Origin of the sequence: Enterococcus sp. DIV1537a (assembly GCF_051712085.1) — a bacterium.
GTDB lineage: Bacteria > Bacillota > Bacilli > Lactobacillales > Enterococcaceae > Enterococcus > Enterococcus faecalis.
Map to the genome: position 1 here is coordinate 2,291,813 of NZ_JBIOOE010000001.1, position 15,077 is coordinate 2,306,889.

17 protein-coding genes are annotated in these 15,077 nt (G+C 37.5%); 5 read left to right on the top strand and 12 right to left on the bottom strand.

The window, feature by feature from the left end:
- The 3 genes from IGJ41_RS11245 to IGJ41_RS11255 are packed head-to-tail and all read right to left on the bottom strand — an operon-like array spanning position 1 to position 3,588.
- A complete protein-coding gene (locus IGJ41_RS11245; protein ID WP_081115703.1) occupies positions 1–846 on the bottom strand; it encodes a M55 family metallopeptidase in 846 nt (281 codons plus the stop codon).
- Positions 843–1,946 carry a M42 family metallopeptidase gene (locus tag IGJ41_RS11250; protein WP_202524666.1) on the bottom strand — a complete coding sequence of 368 codons (1,104 nt, stop codon included), beginning with the start codon at positions 1,944–1,946 and terminating at the stop codon, positions 843–845. The genes IGJ41_RS11245 and IGJ41_RS11250 overlap by 4 nt, the downstream gene beginning before the upstream one ends.
- 13 nt (positions 1,947–1,959) lie before the next feature.
- Positions 1,960–3,588, bottom strand: a complete 1,629-nt coding sequence (locus IGJ41_RS11255; RefSeq protein ID WP_002362523.1) for a peptide ABC transporter substrate-binding protein — start codon at positions 3,586–3,588, stop codon at positions 1,960–1,962.
- A 78-nt stretch (positions 3,589–3,666) separates the two neighbouring features.
- Here IGJ41_RS11255 and IGJ41_RS11260 point away from each other — a divergent pair, with 78 nt between their 5' ends.
- The gene (locus tag IGJ41_RS11260) at positions 3,667–4,389 is read left to right on the top strand and encodes a MurR/RpiR family transcriptional regulator (RefSeq protein WP_153854345.1); all 723 of its coding nucleotides are present in this window, start codon (positions 3,667–3,669) and stop codon (positions 4,387–4,389) included.
- 92 nt (positions 4,390–4,481) lie between these two features.
- Here IGJ41_RS11260 and IGJ41_RS11265 read toward each other — a convergent pair whose 3' ends face one another.
- From IGJ41_RS11265 to rpmG, 4 genes are all read right to left on the bottom strand, one after another.
- Entirely contained in the window at positions 4,482–5,369 is an 888-nt protein-coding gene (locus IGJ41_RS11265) for an alpha/beta hydrolase (protein WP_002356414.1), read from the bottom strand.
- A gap of 110 nt (positions 5,370–5,479) precedes the next feature.
- Positions 5,480–6,025: a transcription termination/antitermination protein NusG gene (gene nusG / locus IGJ41_RS11270; RefSeq protein WP_002384070.1), complete on the bottom strand. Its 546-nt coding sequence runs from the start codon at positions 6,023–6,025 to the stop codon at positions 5,480–5,482.
- Positions 6,026–6,149: 124 nt separating this feature from the next.
- Positions 6,150–6,320, bottom strand: a complete 171-nt coding sequence (secE, locus tag IGJ41_RS11275) for a preprotein translocase subunit SecE (protein WP_002356409.1) — start codon at positions 6,318–6,320, stop codon at positions 6,150–6,152.
- Between the two features lie 20 nt (positions 6,321–6,340).
- Positions 6,341–6,493 carry a 50S ribosomal protein L33 gene (gene rpmG / locus IGJ41_RS11280; RefSeq protein WP_002356408.1) on the bottom strand — a complete coding sequence of 51 codons (153 nt, stop codon included), beginning with the start codon at positions 6,491–6,493 and terminating at the stop codon, positions 6,341–6,343.
- 285 nt (positions 6,494–6,778) lie between these two features.
- Between rpmG and cbpA the strand changes: the two genes are divergently transcribed.
- Complete coding sequence (gene cbpA, locus IGJ41_RS11285) at positions 6,779–7,417, top strand: cyclic di-AMP binding protein CbpA (RefSeq protein ID WP_002365057.1); 639 nt, start codon at positions 6,779–6,781, stop codon at positions 7,415–7,417.
- Positions 7,418–7,491: 74 nt separating this feature from the next.
- On the opposite strand, the gene murB is transcribed toward cbpA, so the two are convergent.
- Both murB and IGJ41_RS11295 read right to left on the bottom strand, forming a co-directional pair.
- On the bottom strand, positions 7,492–8,379 hold the full coding sequence (murB, locus tag IGJ41_RS11290; RefSeq protein ID WP_153854350.1) for a UDP-N-acetylmuramate dehydrogenase: 888 nt from the start codon (positions 8,377–8,379) through the stop codon (positions 7,492–7,494).
- 86 nt (positions 8,380–8,465) lie between these two features.
- Positions 8,466–9,380: a Gfo/Idh/MocA family protein gene (locus IGJ41_RS11295; protein ID WP_438714457.1), complete on the bottom strand. Its 915-nt coding sequence runs from the start codon at positions 9,378–9,380 to the stop codon at positions 8,466–8,468.
- Between the two features lie 206 nt (positions 9,381–9,586).
- Between IGJ41_RS11295 and IGJ41_RS11300 the strand changes: the two genes are divergently transcribed.
- The 3 genes from IGJ41_RS11300 (at position 9,587) to IGJ41_RS11310 (ending at position 11,620) form a co-directional block, all read left to right on the top strand.
- Positions 9,587–10,342: an exodeoxyribonuclease III gene (locus IGJ41_RS11300; protein ID WP_104855192.1), complete on the top strand. Its 756-nt coding sequence runs from the start codon at positions 9,587–9,589 to the stop codon at positions 10,340–10,342.
- Positions 10,343–10,375: 33 nt separating this feature from the next.
- A complete protein-coding gene (locus IGJ41_RS11305) occupies positions 10,376–10,909 on the top strand; it encodes a 3'-5' exonuclease (protein WP_002356400.1) in 534 nt (177 codons plus the stop codon).
- A 120-nt stretch (positions 10,910–11,029) separates the two neighbouring features.
- Positions 11,030–11,620, top strand: coding sequence for a hypothetical protein (locus IGJ41_RS11310; RefSeq protein WP_010730863.1), 591 nt, complete (start codon positions 11,030–11,032; stop codon positions 11,618–11,620).
- Positions 11,621–11,719: 99 nt separating this feature from the next.
- Here IGJ41_RS11310 and IGJ41_RS11315 read toward each other — a convergent pair whose 3' ends face one another.
- The 3 genes from IGJ41_RS11315 to IGJ41_RS11325 form a co-directional block, all read right to left on the bottom strand.
- The gene (locus IGJ41_RS11315) at positions 11,720–13,402 is read right to left on the bottom strand and encodes an FAD-dependent oxidoreductase (protein ID WP_048955704.1); all 1,683 of its coding nucleotides are present in this window, start codon (positions 13,400–13,402) and stop codon (positions 11,720–11,722) included.
- A 96-nt stretch (positions 13,403–13,498) separates the two neighbouring features.
- Positions 13,499–14,062 (bottom strand): alkyl hydroperoxide reductase subunit C, encoded by a 564-nt coding sequence (gene ahpC, locus IGJ41_RS11320; protein WP_002367212.1) that lies wholly within the window; start codon positions 14,060–14,062, stop codon positions 13,499–13,501.
- Positions 14,063–14,302: 240 nt separating this feature from the next.
- Positions 14,303–14,992, bottom strand: a complete 690-nt coding sequence (locus tag IGJ41_RS11325) for an O-methyltransferase (protein ID WP_002381418.1) — start codon at positions 14,990–14,992, stop codon at positions 14,303–14,305.
- Between the last annotated feature and the right edge of the window lie 85 nt (positions 14,993–15,077).

The window sequence follows — 15,077 nt, forward strand, 5'->3', positions numbered from 1 at the left end:
TTAATAACTTGTTCCGCCTAAACCAACCACAGCGACAATTCCATTCATGACATCTTTCATCGTTTCACCTACAAATGAAACAGTTCTACCATCAATGCGTTTAATCATTGGTAACATTTCAATACGATCTGCTTGTGCTGTCGTCACACATTGCAATTTTACAGTTGCAGGTGTTTGCAAGGCATATCGGGGTAATTCAGACAACGCAAAGGAAGTTAACACCTGACTTGTAGTCGCTACGATAGCTTCCCGAACTTGTTGCATGGGTCTATTTTTGATTGCATAACGTCCCAGAGAGTCTTTGGTGGAAACAAAGGGAACTTCGGGCATCATTTTTTCTTGAAAAAGTTGTTCCTCTAAGCCTGATTCACCGATAATTAAACCAACAGGGACACCTAATTCGCTAGCGTAAGCTGCATTAATTGTCGTTTCATTCATCGCTAAGTCGTTTATTTTTAAATCATAAGCAACCCTAGCGCTATACCCATGATCCATATTCCCTTTTTGTTTACCAATACCGGCATGATAACCTAAGAAAAAGACCACATCATAGCTACTATCCAAGCCACTCATCATATAATCCATGCGAGGAAAGCCGCTCACTAAGGAAATTCGTTCATCCATTTCTGCCAAGCGCGCATAAGCTAAATTCAATCCACGGCTATGCGAATCGGCAATAGTAATTTCTGTAATTTGTTCATTTTTGGCACTCTTTTGAATCCCTTCAATCAACCAAGCCACATGTTGGTGATATAATTCTCGGAATAAAACGGTGTCCTCTTTTTCCATATCAAATGTCGCAATACCTGCTAATCCTTCAATATCGCATGACACATAAATCTTCATTTGTTCCACTCCTTTGACAATGGCTGAACCAGTGCTTGAATTTTGTCGGCGTCTAAATTTTTGATTAATTGAATGACTAATTCTTTCGCCGCTTGGTAATCTTGAAAGTCCACATAGCAATGGGGTGTGTGAGCGTAACGGACAGGAATTCCTACAACAATCGTCGGGGCTCCTTGAACTTGTGTAATCACCATGCCATTGGTTCCACCACCACTTCGAACAGAAACTTGAACAGGAATTTTGTGTATTTTAGCAATCTCTAGTGCATACTCTTGAAATTCCGGATTCGTAATCATAGAAACATCAAAATAACGTAACATCGGTCCTTTTCCCATTGCTGATTGAATCATCTCTGGCGTTTCTGCCGTATCATCAGCCGGGCAGCCTTCGAAAACAATAGCTAAATCAGGATTGACTTGCTTTGCGGCAATAAGTGCTCCTCTTTCGCCAACTTCTTCTTGTGCAGTTACTGTCGCAACTAACTTGAATGGAAGTGTCTCTTCTTTCAACTCCTCCATGACGTCCACTAAGCAAGCACAGCCAATGCGACAATCAAAAGCTTTTCCTAAAAAAAGATCTGTCTGTTCGTTGTAACAACACGTCACATCTGGAATGACCGGTGCACCAAGATCGATTTTGTAAGTTTCAATTACTTCTTCTTTTGAGGTAGCACCAATGTCGATCGTCAAATCAGCAATGGTTAACGGTCGCTGACGTTCCTCTGGTGTCATAAAATGAGGGGGCCGACTAGTAACTACGCCTGGCAGATAGGTACCTTCCCGGTTACGAATCCGAACTTTTTGTGCAGAAATCGTATTAGGGACCCAGCCACCTAACGGAAGAAAACGCAACAAGCCGTTTTCTTTAATTGCTTGAATCATAAAACCCACTTCGTCACTATGAGCATCAAAAAGCACTACTGGACCTTCACTTAGATTATTTTTCTTCTCAAGATATAAATTTTTAATGGCATCTAGCCGTTGAATAGTAAAATCCGCAGTTGCGTGTTGAAGGATTCTAACGACTTCTGTTTCAAAGCCTGAAACACCATTAGCATTTGAAAGTTCCTGAATTAATTGAACAGCTTGACTTTTTTTCATTTTTTCCCAACCTTTACTTGTCACTGATAGAGACTGATTTGTAATAGCCTGAACCTAATGGACCATAGACTAAATTTTGGACAGAATCGGCCACTAAGCGTGCTTCTGTTAATTGATAAAGAGGAACTAGGGGTGCTTCTTCCGCAACCAATTGATCCGCTTTTTGTAATGTTTTCCAACGTTCTTCATATTTATTTGCATAAGTTACGTTTGCTTCTTGAAGCAACTGATCGAAGGTCTTATTAGACCATTTACCAAAATTATTGGAATTTTTTGATTGCAATAGGTTTAAGAAATCGATTGGATCAGCATATACTGGCGTCCAGCCACCAACCACAATGTCGAAATCTCCGCTGCGACTTTTTTCTAAACGATTATTAAAAGGAACTGGCGAAACATTGACTGTTAAATTTTCTAAATTATCTGCTAAAGCTCCTTGAACATACTCACTGATTTTTTTAGCATTTTCTGTATCCGAACTTAAAATGGTTAGCTCCGCTTTTTCAATTCCTAATTCTTTTTTAGCCGTTTGCCATAACTCTTTCGCTTTTTCTGGTTCACTAGGATTTAAATCTCCTAATTCCTCTGCAAAATCTTTTTGCGTTTCTTGATTAGTGAAACCTGTTGGCACGAAGCCAAGTGCTTTTTTTGAGCCATCATTTAAAACATTTTTAGCTAAACGCTCAGAATTCAATGATAATGCTATTGCTCGACGTGCATTCTTATTTGCCAAAAGATCTTTTTGCGTATTTAATTGGATATAATACGTTCCAGGAATTTCACGAATTTTCAAAGCTGCATTGCCTTGTTCTTGTGCAACAATTTCTCCAGAAATTTTTACAACATCTAATTCTTTCCCTTCGAAAAGATTTTTCCCAGTATTGACTTCTTTAACTACTTGGACATCCACCTTATCTAGCGAAACATTCGCTTGATCCCAATAATTTTTATTCTTCACATAGGACCAAGTATTATTCGTGCCATCCCAACCTTCTAATGTGAAGGCGCCATTGTAAAGTGTTGACTCAGCTGATGTACCATAGTTTTTGCCCGTTTTTTCGACAAATGCTTCATTTAAAGGATAAAAAGCTGGTACCGCCAATAATTGTTGAAAATAACTCATAGGATAGCTTAGCTCTACTTCCAAGGTATGGTCATCAATGGCTGTTACTCCTAACTCTTCTTTAGATTTGCCACCGTCAACAATAGCACGATAATTTTTTAGCCCTTCAAAGTAATACGCTTGCGGGGAAGCTGTTTTTGGGTCCACTGTGCGCTTCCAAGAGTATTCAAAATCATTGGCTGTGATTGGCTCGCCGTTACTCCATTTTGCATCTTTTCGAATCGTAAAAGTATAGCTTAAACCATCATTGGAGGGCTGTACTTTTTCAGTTGCCAATGCTGGTTTCGCTTCTCCTTTTTCGTCAAAGGAGAAAAGTCCCTCCCCTACTTGGCTCATTACATCTGCTGCTGTATTATCCATTGCCAACGACACGTCTGCCGTTGATAATTCCGAATCAATCCCGACCCGTAATACCTGTTGTTCTTGCTTTTTGGTTTCTTTCCCAACACTTCCACAGCCCGAGAGAAGTAAAACCATGATTGCTGCCAAAGACAGCCTTTGCTTTGTTGCCCTTTTCATAAAAACACCTCATTTTTTTTATTTTTTGATACCTTTTTCCCACAAAATTATTTATAATCTGATAAAGGAGGTTTGCTCATGAACTTAGATTACTTAAAAGAAACGTATCATTTAACAAAAACAGAAAGTCAGATTTTGTATTATTTGGATCAACAAAGTACGAACGCAGCCGATTTGAGTATTCGAGAAGTTGCCAAACACTGCTTTTCTTCGCCTAGTTCCATCATTCGTTTAGCCAAAAAATTAAATTTATCAGGTTATAATGAACTTATTTACAAATTAAAAGAAGCCCATTTTTCACACCCAATCCCTTTTGAAACAGCACCTTCATTTGAAACAACCAACGAGTTTTGTCAACTGCTTGCCAAACACAAGAGTCATTTATTTGTTATTTTAGGTCATGACTTTTCACGACATTTGGCGGCTTACATTAGTGAAGTTTTCAATTTTCATGGCATCCCCAGCATCACAACAGCCCATACTCATTCGATAAATAGTCAAAATAATCAGAATTTTCTTTTTATCATCCTTTCACATTCTGGTGAAGAAAAATACTTAAAAGAAACAGCTCTGCTTGCGAAAGAGAAAAAACATCCTATCATTTCTTTTGTTGGCGCCAAAAATTCAACTCTTGGTCGACTGGCAGATCTCGTTTTTTCAACTGACTCTTACAGCCCGTTTTCAACAAGTGTCGCTCAGCCACAAATGTTTTTTGGCCAAACATTAATCACCTTTGAAGCCTTGATTTGTGCTTATTTAAATCATGAGGATTCCATTCCAATATCTCATAAAAATAAATAATTTTATTTATTATAGCTGAAAAAAGCTATTTCGCTAGCCAAAGTATAGAAAAAGGCACATGTTCCATTTTTTATGGAACATGTGCCTTTTTGCTATTTTTTACTCGGCCATAGAAATTCGATTAGCAATTGATCTACTTCAGGATTTTCATGTAATTGACTATGTTGTGCATTTTCTCCTTTAATAATCTGGCTAGTGACTTGAGTTCCTCGCTGTCTTAGCAAGGCGTTGACTGCTAAGGCACTAGATAACGGCACCGTTCCATCACTTAAATCTGTTGGACTTAATTGACCACCAATTAATAAAATGGGCAGTTTTTCTGGAACAACATTAATCATCTCTTGATAATCCAAATAGCGGCTACTTTTTTCTGTGGGGCCGTTTTCTAGTTCCGTTTCGATGGTTTGCTGTTGACTCGTATCAATAAAATCATTGAAAGGTGCTCCAATGCTGACGAATTTTTCAATTTTAGGTAACGATGCGTCTTGCCCATAGGTTCCTAAATAACGTAAACCACTAACACCACCCATAGAGTGCCCGACAATATTGGCTTTGTTCACTTGATAATTTTTTTGTAAATAGAGTAATGTGTTTTTTATCCATTCTGTTTGATTCCATTCATTGTTTTTATTATCTTCAAATAGAACTTGAACACTGGGATTCGTCGCTTTGCCACTTAAAGCTCCTCGCTCTTTAACCACGGTCCCATCAGGTTTAACGAGTAGCACTAATTCTTGAGTTGTGGCACCTTGTTTCTCCAAGCGATGCAGTAACGAGCCAAACGAATTTTTAGTTCCTGCGTAACCATGAAAAAAAAGTGTTGGTGTTGTTGTGCGGTTTAACTCAACAGTTGCTTCTTTTGTGGCGGCTTGATTGTCATTCTTCGTGGTTGCCCCAATTTGGCAAGCACTTAATAATAGAACAAGACCCATTAGCAAAGAAAAATAACGATATTTTTGGGCATGTTTCATTTTTTTCATTCCTTTCTGCGATGAACTAAAAAAGGGCTTGGAAAAGAAGTCAGTTGACTGCTTTTCCAGACCCTACAATCTGTATCAATCAGCTGAACAATAGTTTGTCAGCTTGTTTATTAATCAATGTTATCGACTTGTTCAAAGTCTAATTCTGTACTTGTTTCACGACCAAACATATCGATGTTTACTTTTAATTTTTGTTTTTCTTCATCGATTTCTGTCACAACACCTTCAAGACCAGAAAAGGCACCTTCGATAATTTTCACTGTATCGCCTAGCGCTACTTCTAAGTCTGATTGACGGGTGCTCATGCCAATTGAACGTAAAATGTGGTTAATTTCTTCTTGTAATAAAGGAGCGGGTTTACTACCGGCACCATGTGAGCCTACAAAACCAGTTACGCCTGGCGTGTTACGAACAATATACCAAGAATCATCGGTCATAATCATTTCCACTAACACATAACCAGGGAAAGTTTTATGAACGATTTCTTTTTCTTTACCATTTTTGACTTCTTTTTCTGTTTCTTCTGGTACAACGACACGAAAAATATAATCGCCCATCCCCATGCTTTGTGCACGTGATTCAATGTTTGCTTTTACTTTATTTTCATAGCCTGAATAGGTGTGCAATACGTACCAATTTCTTTCAAAAGTTTCCATTACTGATTCGGCTCCTTTAAATGTTTTAGTTTATTTTTTTCGAGCAAATAAAAAAAGCTCAGTTTCCCGAAGCTTTTTCTCGAATACTATTATAGCACCCCTCGTCGGGAAATACTAGAATTAATTATTTTAAAATCCAGCCAAATGCCGTTTGGATAACAGTATCCATGATAAAGAACAATGCTGCAAATAAAATAGATGTTTCAATTACAACTAATGTATCTTTACGCAATTGTTTTTTTGTTGGCCAAGTTACTTGCTTCATCTCATCAGCAACGCTGCGGAAAAATTTCATGTTGATACCCTCCTCTAAATCTATTTCGTTTCTTTATGTAACGTGTATTGATTACAATATTTACAGAATTTATTGATTTCTAAGCGTTCGCCACGTTTACCTTCACTAACGGATTTAGAATAGTTGCGAGAGCCACAAACGGAACAAGCAAGAGCTGCTTTCTTTGTTGCCATGTTCTTCGACCTCCTCTATTCACAAATTTACTTCTTAACAGTACCATTATTCGAAAAAGTTGTCAAAGTTTAATTTACTTTTTAAAGAAGCGCTGTGCCGATTCTTACGTAATTTTTTACCATTATCGCGAATACGTGCTTGATTTCTTTTATAAAATATCTGATTTTTCTTTATTTTCTATTTATTTTAACAAAATTGCTTTTATTCTGAGGTCTCAGCTATTGTTTTCTGCTAAGTTATGATATGATAAATTTATTAAAAATGAACCCTTAGGAGGCCTGTTTATGTTATTAAAATCTGTAGTTATTAAAAAAGATAATTTAACAACAGTCAATGAATCTTGTACTCTAGAAGAAGCTCTTTCTATTTTAGAAGACTCAGGTTACCGTTGTGTCCCAATTTTAGACGAATCTGGAAAAATTTTCCGAGGAAATATTTATAAAATGCATATTTACCGCCATAAAGCAAACGGTGGCGATATGAGTTTACCTGTTACCTATTTGTTAAAAAATGCCACAAAATTTATTTATGTCAACACTTCATTTTTCAAGGTATTTTTTACTATTAAAGAACTGCCTTACATTGCTGTTTTAGATGAAAATAATTATTTTTACGGCATTTTAACACACAGCACCTTATTAAATATTTTAGCGCAATCTTGGAATGTAAAACAAGGGAGCTATGTTTTAACAATTGCTTCAGTTGGTCAACAAGGTGACTTAGCAGCCATTTCAAAAATCATTGCCAAATATAGCAGCATCGCCAGCTGTATTACATTGGATGTTGATAGTGAAGAATTTGTTCGTCGCACACTTATTACTTTACCAGCCGGCACAACTGCCGAAACGTGTACAGCCATTGTAGAACATTTAGAGCGGAAAAACTTTAAAGTTGTAGAATTGGAAAATTTAGAAGACGAGTAAAATTTACGACCTTTAGCTTAGGATTTAAAGCTAGGGAGGTAAGCCAATTTGACTTACCTCCCTAGCTTATTTTTTTAGACTTCTTCACCAATAATTCGAACTTCCGTTTGCAATTCAACATCAAATTTTTCTTTAATCACTTCTTGGATATGTGCAATTAATTCCACATAATCCGTGGCGGTTGCATGATCGATGTTAACAATAAATCCCGCATGCTTTTCGGAAATTTGAGCACCGCCCCATTTTAAGCCTTGTAAGCCAGCGTCTTGAATTAATTTCCCTGTAAAATGACCAACAGGGCGTTTAAAGACACTGCCACAAGAGGGATACTCTAGCGGTTGCTTCAGTTCACGAAGTTCCGTTAATTCATCCATTTGGGCTTTAATTTCTGCATGGTTTCCTTTTTCTAAAGCAAACGTTGCTTGCAAGACAATACAATGTAATTCTTGAATTTCACTATGACGATAACGGAAATTCAGGTCTTCTTTCGTCATTGTTTGGATAGTTCCATCTGCCAACAGCACTTCTGCAGACTGGAAAACATCTTTAATTTCCCCGCCGTATGCTCCAGCATTCATATAAACAGCACCGCCGACACTTCCTGGAATGCCACAAGCAAATTCAAAACCAGTTAAATCAGCTGCTAAGGCTTCGTAGGTTGTATCAATCAGTTTGGCACCAGCATCCACAACCATGGTGGTACCGGCTACTTTGATTTCTTTCATTTCTGTTAGCATAATCACGACATCGCGAATACCGCCATCACGAACAATCAAGTTGCTAGCATTGCCTAATACTAACCATGAAAGTCCTTGTTCTCGGCAATACGCCACAATCTCTTCGACTTCTTTTTTTGTTTTGGGTAAGGCCAACACATCAGCTGGGCCGCCTGTTTTGGTAAAGGTTACGTTTTTTAATGGTTCATCTACTAATAAAGTAATTTCGTTTAATGTTTCTAACATAGCTTTAGTGTTCACGAAAGTTAGTCCTTTCTTTTCAAAATATCTGTCTTATTCTAGCATGATAGAAAGAAAGTTGCTAGTCCTCTTTAAAGAACATGCCGTTGTTGTTGGCGTAGCATTTCTTCACATAACGCATGACTTTCATAGACTTTTTCTTGTTTTAACTCTTGCTCTTGCGGTTTTTGAATGGCCTGAATGAAAGCAGTAACCATTTGGTAAAAACCTCTTTTTTCCAATGTTGGCGTCCAACCCCCCATCTCTTTTACTTGGTATTCTTCTTCTGTTTGGATGGTCAAATGCGTTAAATTTTCCAAGCGATAAGTACCTGTGGGGCTGGTGACTTCAAAAGTTTCTGTATTGGCTCCAGAGTGTAAATCCATGGAACAAACAATCGTTGTCTGTTCGGTTTCTAATTGTAAAATTGCTCGTTTTAAATGACCGTTTTCTTCCACTAATTTTGACTGCACCACGTGGAGCGGTCCTTCCGCTAAATAAACTGCGGTATCAACGACATGTAAAAATAAATCATACATCATAAAACTTGTTTCTCTCGTTGTATTGATGCGGTTCTTTTTAATAAAAATTGTTTGTTTTTCAGGAATATTTTTCAATACTTCCGTATAAGGGGCAAAACGACGATTGAAACCAACCATCAGGCGCAGATTTTTTGCTACTGCCAATGCTTGTAATTCTTTGACTTCAGCAAGCTCTTCACTTAAAGGTTTGTCCACAAAGACGTGAATACCAGCCTGTAATAATTGGCGAACGACTGCACCATGCACTTTTGTGGCTACATGGACAAAACAAGCATCAATCTTCGCTTCAATCAATTCTTCTACGGTCTCAACGGTTTCTGTAAAGCCATACTGATCAGCGATTTTTTTTCGTGTTTCTGGGTTTCTAGTTGCTAATACAAACTCTGCCAAGTGGCGGCATTCACTATAAGTTGGCAAATACGCTTTTTGTGCAATATTTCCTAAACCAATGACTCCAATTTTCATTCGTTTGTCCTCATTTCTGCTCTTTTTACTATTTTATCATAGACTACTTCTTTCCAAAAATCAGTCATTTTCTCTTTTTCTTTTCAAGTATTTAAAACTTCTTTAAAAAGTATTAGAATAGAAGAAAGCACCAAGCGACCTTTTCTTTGGTTCTGGTTTGCACTGAAACGAGCAAAAGCGTTTCTTATTTGAAAGGAGTTTCAACAATGAAATGTATTTCTTGGAATGTCAACGGCTTACGAGCGGTTGTTAAAAAGAATTTTATGGATGTTTTTAATGAATTAGATGCAGATTTTTTCTGTTTACAAGAAACAAAATTACAAGCTGGGCAAATTGAGTTAGAACTTCCTGGCTATCATCAGTATTGGAATTATGCCGAAAAAAAAGGCTATTCTGGCACAGCAATTTTCGCTAAAGAAGAAGCGTTAAGTGTTCGCTATGGCTTAGGTATCGAGGCTCACGATCAAGAAGGCCGCGTGATCACTTTAGAATATCCAGAATTTTTCATGGTCACTTGCTACACACCAAACTCACAAGCTGAACTAAAGCGTTTAGCTTATCGAATGACATGGGAAGATGCTTTTCGTGCCTATTTAAACGAATTAAATCAAGAAAAACCCGTAATTCTTTGCGGTGACTTAAACGTAGCTCATCAAAAGATTGATTTGAAAAATTGGAAAACCAATCAAAAAAACGCGGGGTTCACGCCTGAAGAACGTCAAAAATTTACTGAGTTGTTAGACAGTGGCTTCACTGATACATTCCGTTATTTTTATCCAGAAGCTGAGGGCATCTACTCATGGTGGAGTTATCGCTTTAACGCACGAAAAAATAACGCAGGATGGCGGATTGACTATTTCGTTGTTTCAGAATCCTTGAATGAACGTTTAGTCAGTGCTAAAATCCATACAGATATTCTTGGTAGTGATCATTGTCCAGTGGAAGTTGTACTTGATTTTTAAGTGTTACTCAACGCGTTGAAAGGAGTTTTTTTAATGAACTTTTACGCTTTTGACTTTGAAACGGCTAGTTATGATAAACATAGTGCCTGTTCCATTGCAATTGTTAAAGTAGAAAATAGTCGGATTGTGGATGAATTTTACACGTTAATCAAACCAGAAACACCTTTTTTCTGGCGGAATACGCAAATTCACGGCATTCATGAATCAGATGTTGTCAATGCGCCCAAATTCCCTGAAGTATGGCAACAAATTCAGCATTGTTTTCAACCAAATCGGTTAGTGGTCGCTCACAATGCAAGTTTTGATTGTAGTGTTTTGGCTGGCTGTTTAGATTACTATGGCTTAGAACAACCTAATTACCTTTCTTTATGTACAGTCAAAACGAGTCGCAAACTGTTTCCTGAATTTCCTAATCATAAATTAAATACCGTTTGTGAAAACCTCAATATCACTTTAAATAATCATCATGATGCTTTAGAAGATAGCCGTGCTTGTGCCGAAATTCTTTTACAGCAAGAACAACGATTTGGGGTTGAACCTTTAAAAAAATTAGTATTGGTGAAATAATCCAGTTCTTGTTTCCAGCGAAGGCGTTATCTCTTTCAGTGGCTAGTTGGCAGGAGATAACGTCTTTTCTTTTACATAACTTTTCCCCTAAAACAAAAATTTTTCAGAAAGGACGCGATGATGTATTCGATTCTTTACTTATTCACAGACTCTCTCAAAAATGCGTGGCGCTCAAAAAAACAATTTAGTACGTTGATTCTTATCTTTATTATTAGTTTTCTGACTTTTTCTGCTCTATTATTGACTTTGTTGTTTTCTCGATGGCTTTCACAAATGATTCTTCTTGATAATTATGCAGTGATTCCTCCCTTGAAAATTTTCAGAGGTTTGGCTGGAACCAGCGCTGGAACCCTCTTTTTCTTCCTGATTAGTTATATTTGCCGAGCTTTCTTCCTAACTTTTTTAGAGCAAAAAAACGACTTACTGATCTTAGCTCTTTTAGGTACGACAAAATTACAAATTTTAATTAGCTATGCCTTACAACCCCTCTATTATTTGATTTTTGTTTTGCCTTTAGCTGCTTTTCTAGCCAATAAGCTCATTCAACAGTTTATCCATGATTTTTTCAGCGAGGTACCTGGTTTAATGCATATCGATAGCTACATGCAAGGTATCTTTTTACCACTAACAGGAAGCCTATTGTTCATTTGCTGTTGTGTCTTTTTAATTCTTTTTAGGAAACTCAATCGCTTAATCAAAAAAGGTACTTGACTAACTATGCGAAAAAAGTGAGAAATACATCATCTCGACGTATTTCTCACTTTTTTAAATGACTTAGGTCTTTAGGCTAATTACTTTTTTCCGCCTCTTTTAAGCCAAGGCTTCAATAATTTCGGTCATTGTTTTTGAACCAAAAATCATTTGTTCGCCATCAATCAGCATTGCTGGAACGCTCATAATTTTCTTTTCTTTTTTCAACTCTGGAAATAGACTAATGTCCACCATTTCTGCTTCAACATGAGGATTAATTGATGCAATACGTTGGCAAGCCGCCACGACATCGGGACAGAAATGACATGTTAGTGAAACAAAGATTTCTATTTTTCTTTTTGGCAATGCAAGTATGTTCTTTTGCAGACTTGCTTCTAACGGCTGCCCCTCGCTGCCGACATTATAAACCGCCAAAACCAACGAGTTTACTTCATGGCCACTAGGAATACCACTAAATTTAATTCCTGTATAGTTTCCTGCCGTATCTAAGAGCACAACGCTAGGCATTTTTTCAATCCCATACAGCAATTCTTTGGCTGGCTCAGTATCTTTCAAAATCGTTTCTAAAGTAATCTTCTGATCCAGACTTGCAAATTCTGTTAAGAATGACTGAAGTTCCAATGATTTTTCATCACTTGCATCCAAAAACTGAAGCAATGTCACTTTTTTGGTTAGTTTAGCGAAAATACCGCTTAATTGTTGGCGCATACTTTCTGGGAACCACTGATGCTTACCAGTAACTTTCGCTGGCTGTTTTTCTTTTGATTGCTGACTGTTTGTTTCAGGGGCAGATTGATTAGCTAATCGTTCAGTCATTCGCTTCGTTACAATCGGTTGGCCCGCCTGTGTTTTTTGTTCTGTCACGTAACGTTGCGCATGAGTGGCGGCAATTGCACCGTCTGCAACCGCCGTCACAATTTGACGTAATTCTTTTATTCGTAAATCTCCTGCTGCATAAACGCCAGGAATATTGGTTTCCATATTCTCAGTTGTTGGCACATACCCACGGTCTAAGGCAATTTTCCCTTCAAAAATTTCTGTACTTGGTTTATTTCCAGCAAAAACAAACAGACCAAATGTACTGTCTTTTGGCGCTTCATAAACCGTTTCTTCTCCCGTCTGGTTATTGACAAACACAGCTTTTCGGACAAAATCATCTCCCGTAATTTCTTTCACTTCTGTGTTATAAACAATCTTAATTTTCGGGTGATTTTTAGCCGCCTCCGCAGTTAATTTTGCACATGTAAAATCGGGTTCTCGGATAATCATCGTTACTGATTTACCGTAACGTGTCAAATAAACGGCCTCTTCCGCTGCTGCATAACCGCCACCAATCACAAAAATATCTAGGCCTTGGAAAAACTCCCCATCACAAGTAGAACAATAGGCCACGCCGCGTCCTGTAAATTCACTTTCACCAGGGAAACCAATTTTACGAGCAGAGGCCCCTGTCGCAATCAATACTGCATATGCTTGGTAGGTTTGACTCGCCGATTGAACAGTTTTTATCGTTTGACTAAAATCAACATCAATAATCTCGTCTTTTGTAAAAGCTACACCGAAGTCTTGTGCTTGAATGCGCATTTCTTCCATTAGTTCTGGACCTGTTGTGTGACGAATCGCTGGATAGTTCACAATTTCAGAAGTCGTCGTTACCTGTCCGCCAATTTTGTCTTTTTCAATAATTAAGGTATCCATCATTGCGCGACCTGCATAGATACCTGCAGATAAAGCAGCTGAGCCGCCACCAATAATAATCAAATCGTAGATTTCTTCTGTCACTTGCTTCTCCTCTTTCTTCTGTGTTTCAGAAAAAGAGCTGAACAAAACATTTTCTCTGTTTTATCCAACTCTTTGACCTCTATTTACAAAGCGAATTTAAATTTTACCAACTAAATCTAAGCTTGGCGCAATTGTTTCTTCTCCTGGTTGCCAATTGGCTGGACAAACTTTATCACCATGTTCTGCTACAAATTGAGAAGCTTCTAATTTACGAACAAGTTCTTCAGCATTACGACCAATACCCATGTCGTTGATTTCATAAGATTTGATGTCACCTTCTGGACTCACAATAAATGAAGCACGGTAAGCCATTCCAGAAGCTTCATCTAAAACGCCAAAGAAACGAGCAAGTTGACCGTTGGGATCGGCTAACATTGGATATTTAATTTTTCCAATCGTTTCTGTAGCGTCAGCCCATGCTTTATGCACATAATGACTATCTTCTGAAACAGAGTAAACCTCACAATTTAATTCCTGTAAATGCGCATAATGCTCTTGCATATCCCCTAATTCCGTAGGACACACGAAAGAAAAATCAGCTGGATAAAAGAAGAAAATACTCCATTTTCCTAAAATATCTTCTGTTGATACTCGTGTAAATTCACCATCGTGATAGGCATCACATTCAAAGTCAAAAAGTTTTTGATTAATTAAATTCATTGTCGTTCCTCCTCTGTTTTTTTACTCTTTAAGGATAACAGTTTATAATTATTCCGTCAATAGAATAATTATAAACAAACAAGGTTTTATTAACACATAATACTGTCCTATTGAGAATTTTATGATTATCATTCTCAATTAGAAATAGTGAGATAACTTTTTAAATAACATAAAAAAGAAAGCGAATCATTAAAAGAACTTGCTTTTTAATGATTCGCTTTCTTTTTGTGAAGACATTCTTTAACTATCTAAAATAATCGTTTCTTTCTCTTTGGTAATTAAAATAACTCCATCACCAAGAGGAACTAAAGTAGAAGTTAAATCAGGATGCGCCATGACTACATCTAAAAATTGGTTTAATTTACGATGAATCGCTCGATTTTTTTTCGGTACTTCCTCAGCAGGGTCTAAAATTGTCCCAGCTTGAAATACATCATCCACCATTAAAACGCCGCCAACTGGCAGCAACCGTAAACATTCAGGTAAAAATTCAATGTATTTTGATTTGGCACTATCCATAAAAATAAAGTCATAAGGTCCTTCCAACGTTGGTAGAATCTCAGCTGCTTGTCCTTCTAAAAGAGTGACCTTTTCTTCTAAGTCTAGGCGTTGGTAGGTTTTCTTCGCTTTTTTTATCATTACGTCAAAACGATCAATCGTGGTCACGTGACCATCTTCACCAACAAATTGGGCCATCAAGCTTGAAGAAAAACCAATTGCTGCCCCGATTTCTAAAATATTTTTAGGCTTTAGTTGTCCTAGCAAAAATTGTAGAAAAACTACTGTTTCGTGCGGAATAATCGGCACCCCTGCTTCATTGGCTTCCGCCTCCACTGCACCTAATTCTCCGGGAAGTTTCTTTTGTTTTGTACGCATATACTCAACCAATTCTGGTTTAACGACTGGTCGATGCATCATTTCGTTTCTCATCACTTTCGCTCCTTTTCGTCCCTTTATTATACGAAGTCCTTGTTCCTCTGTAAAGGATTGAAATAGGATTCTTAGTATTTGTTTG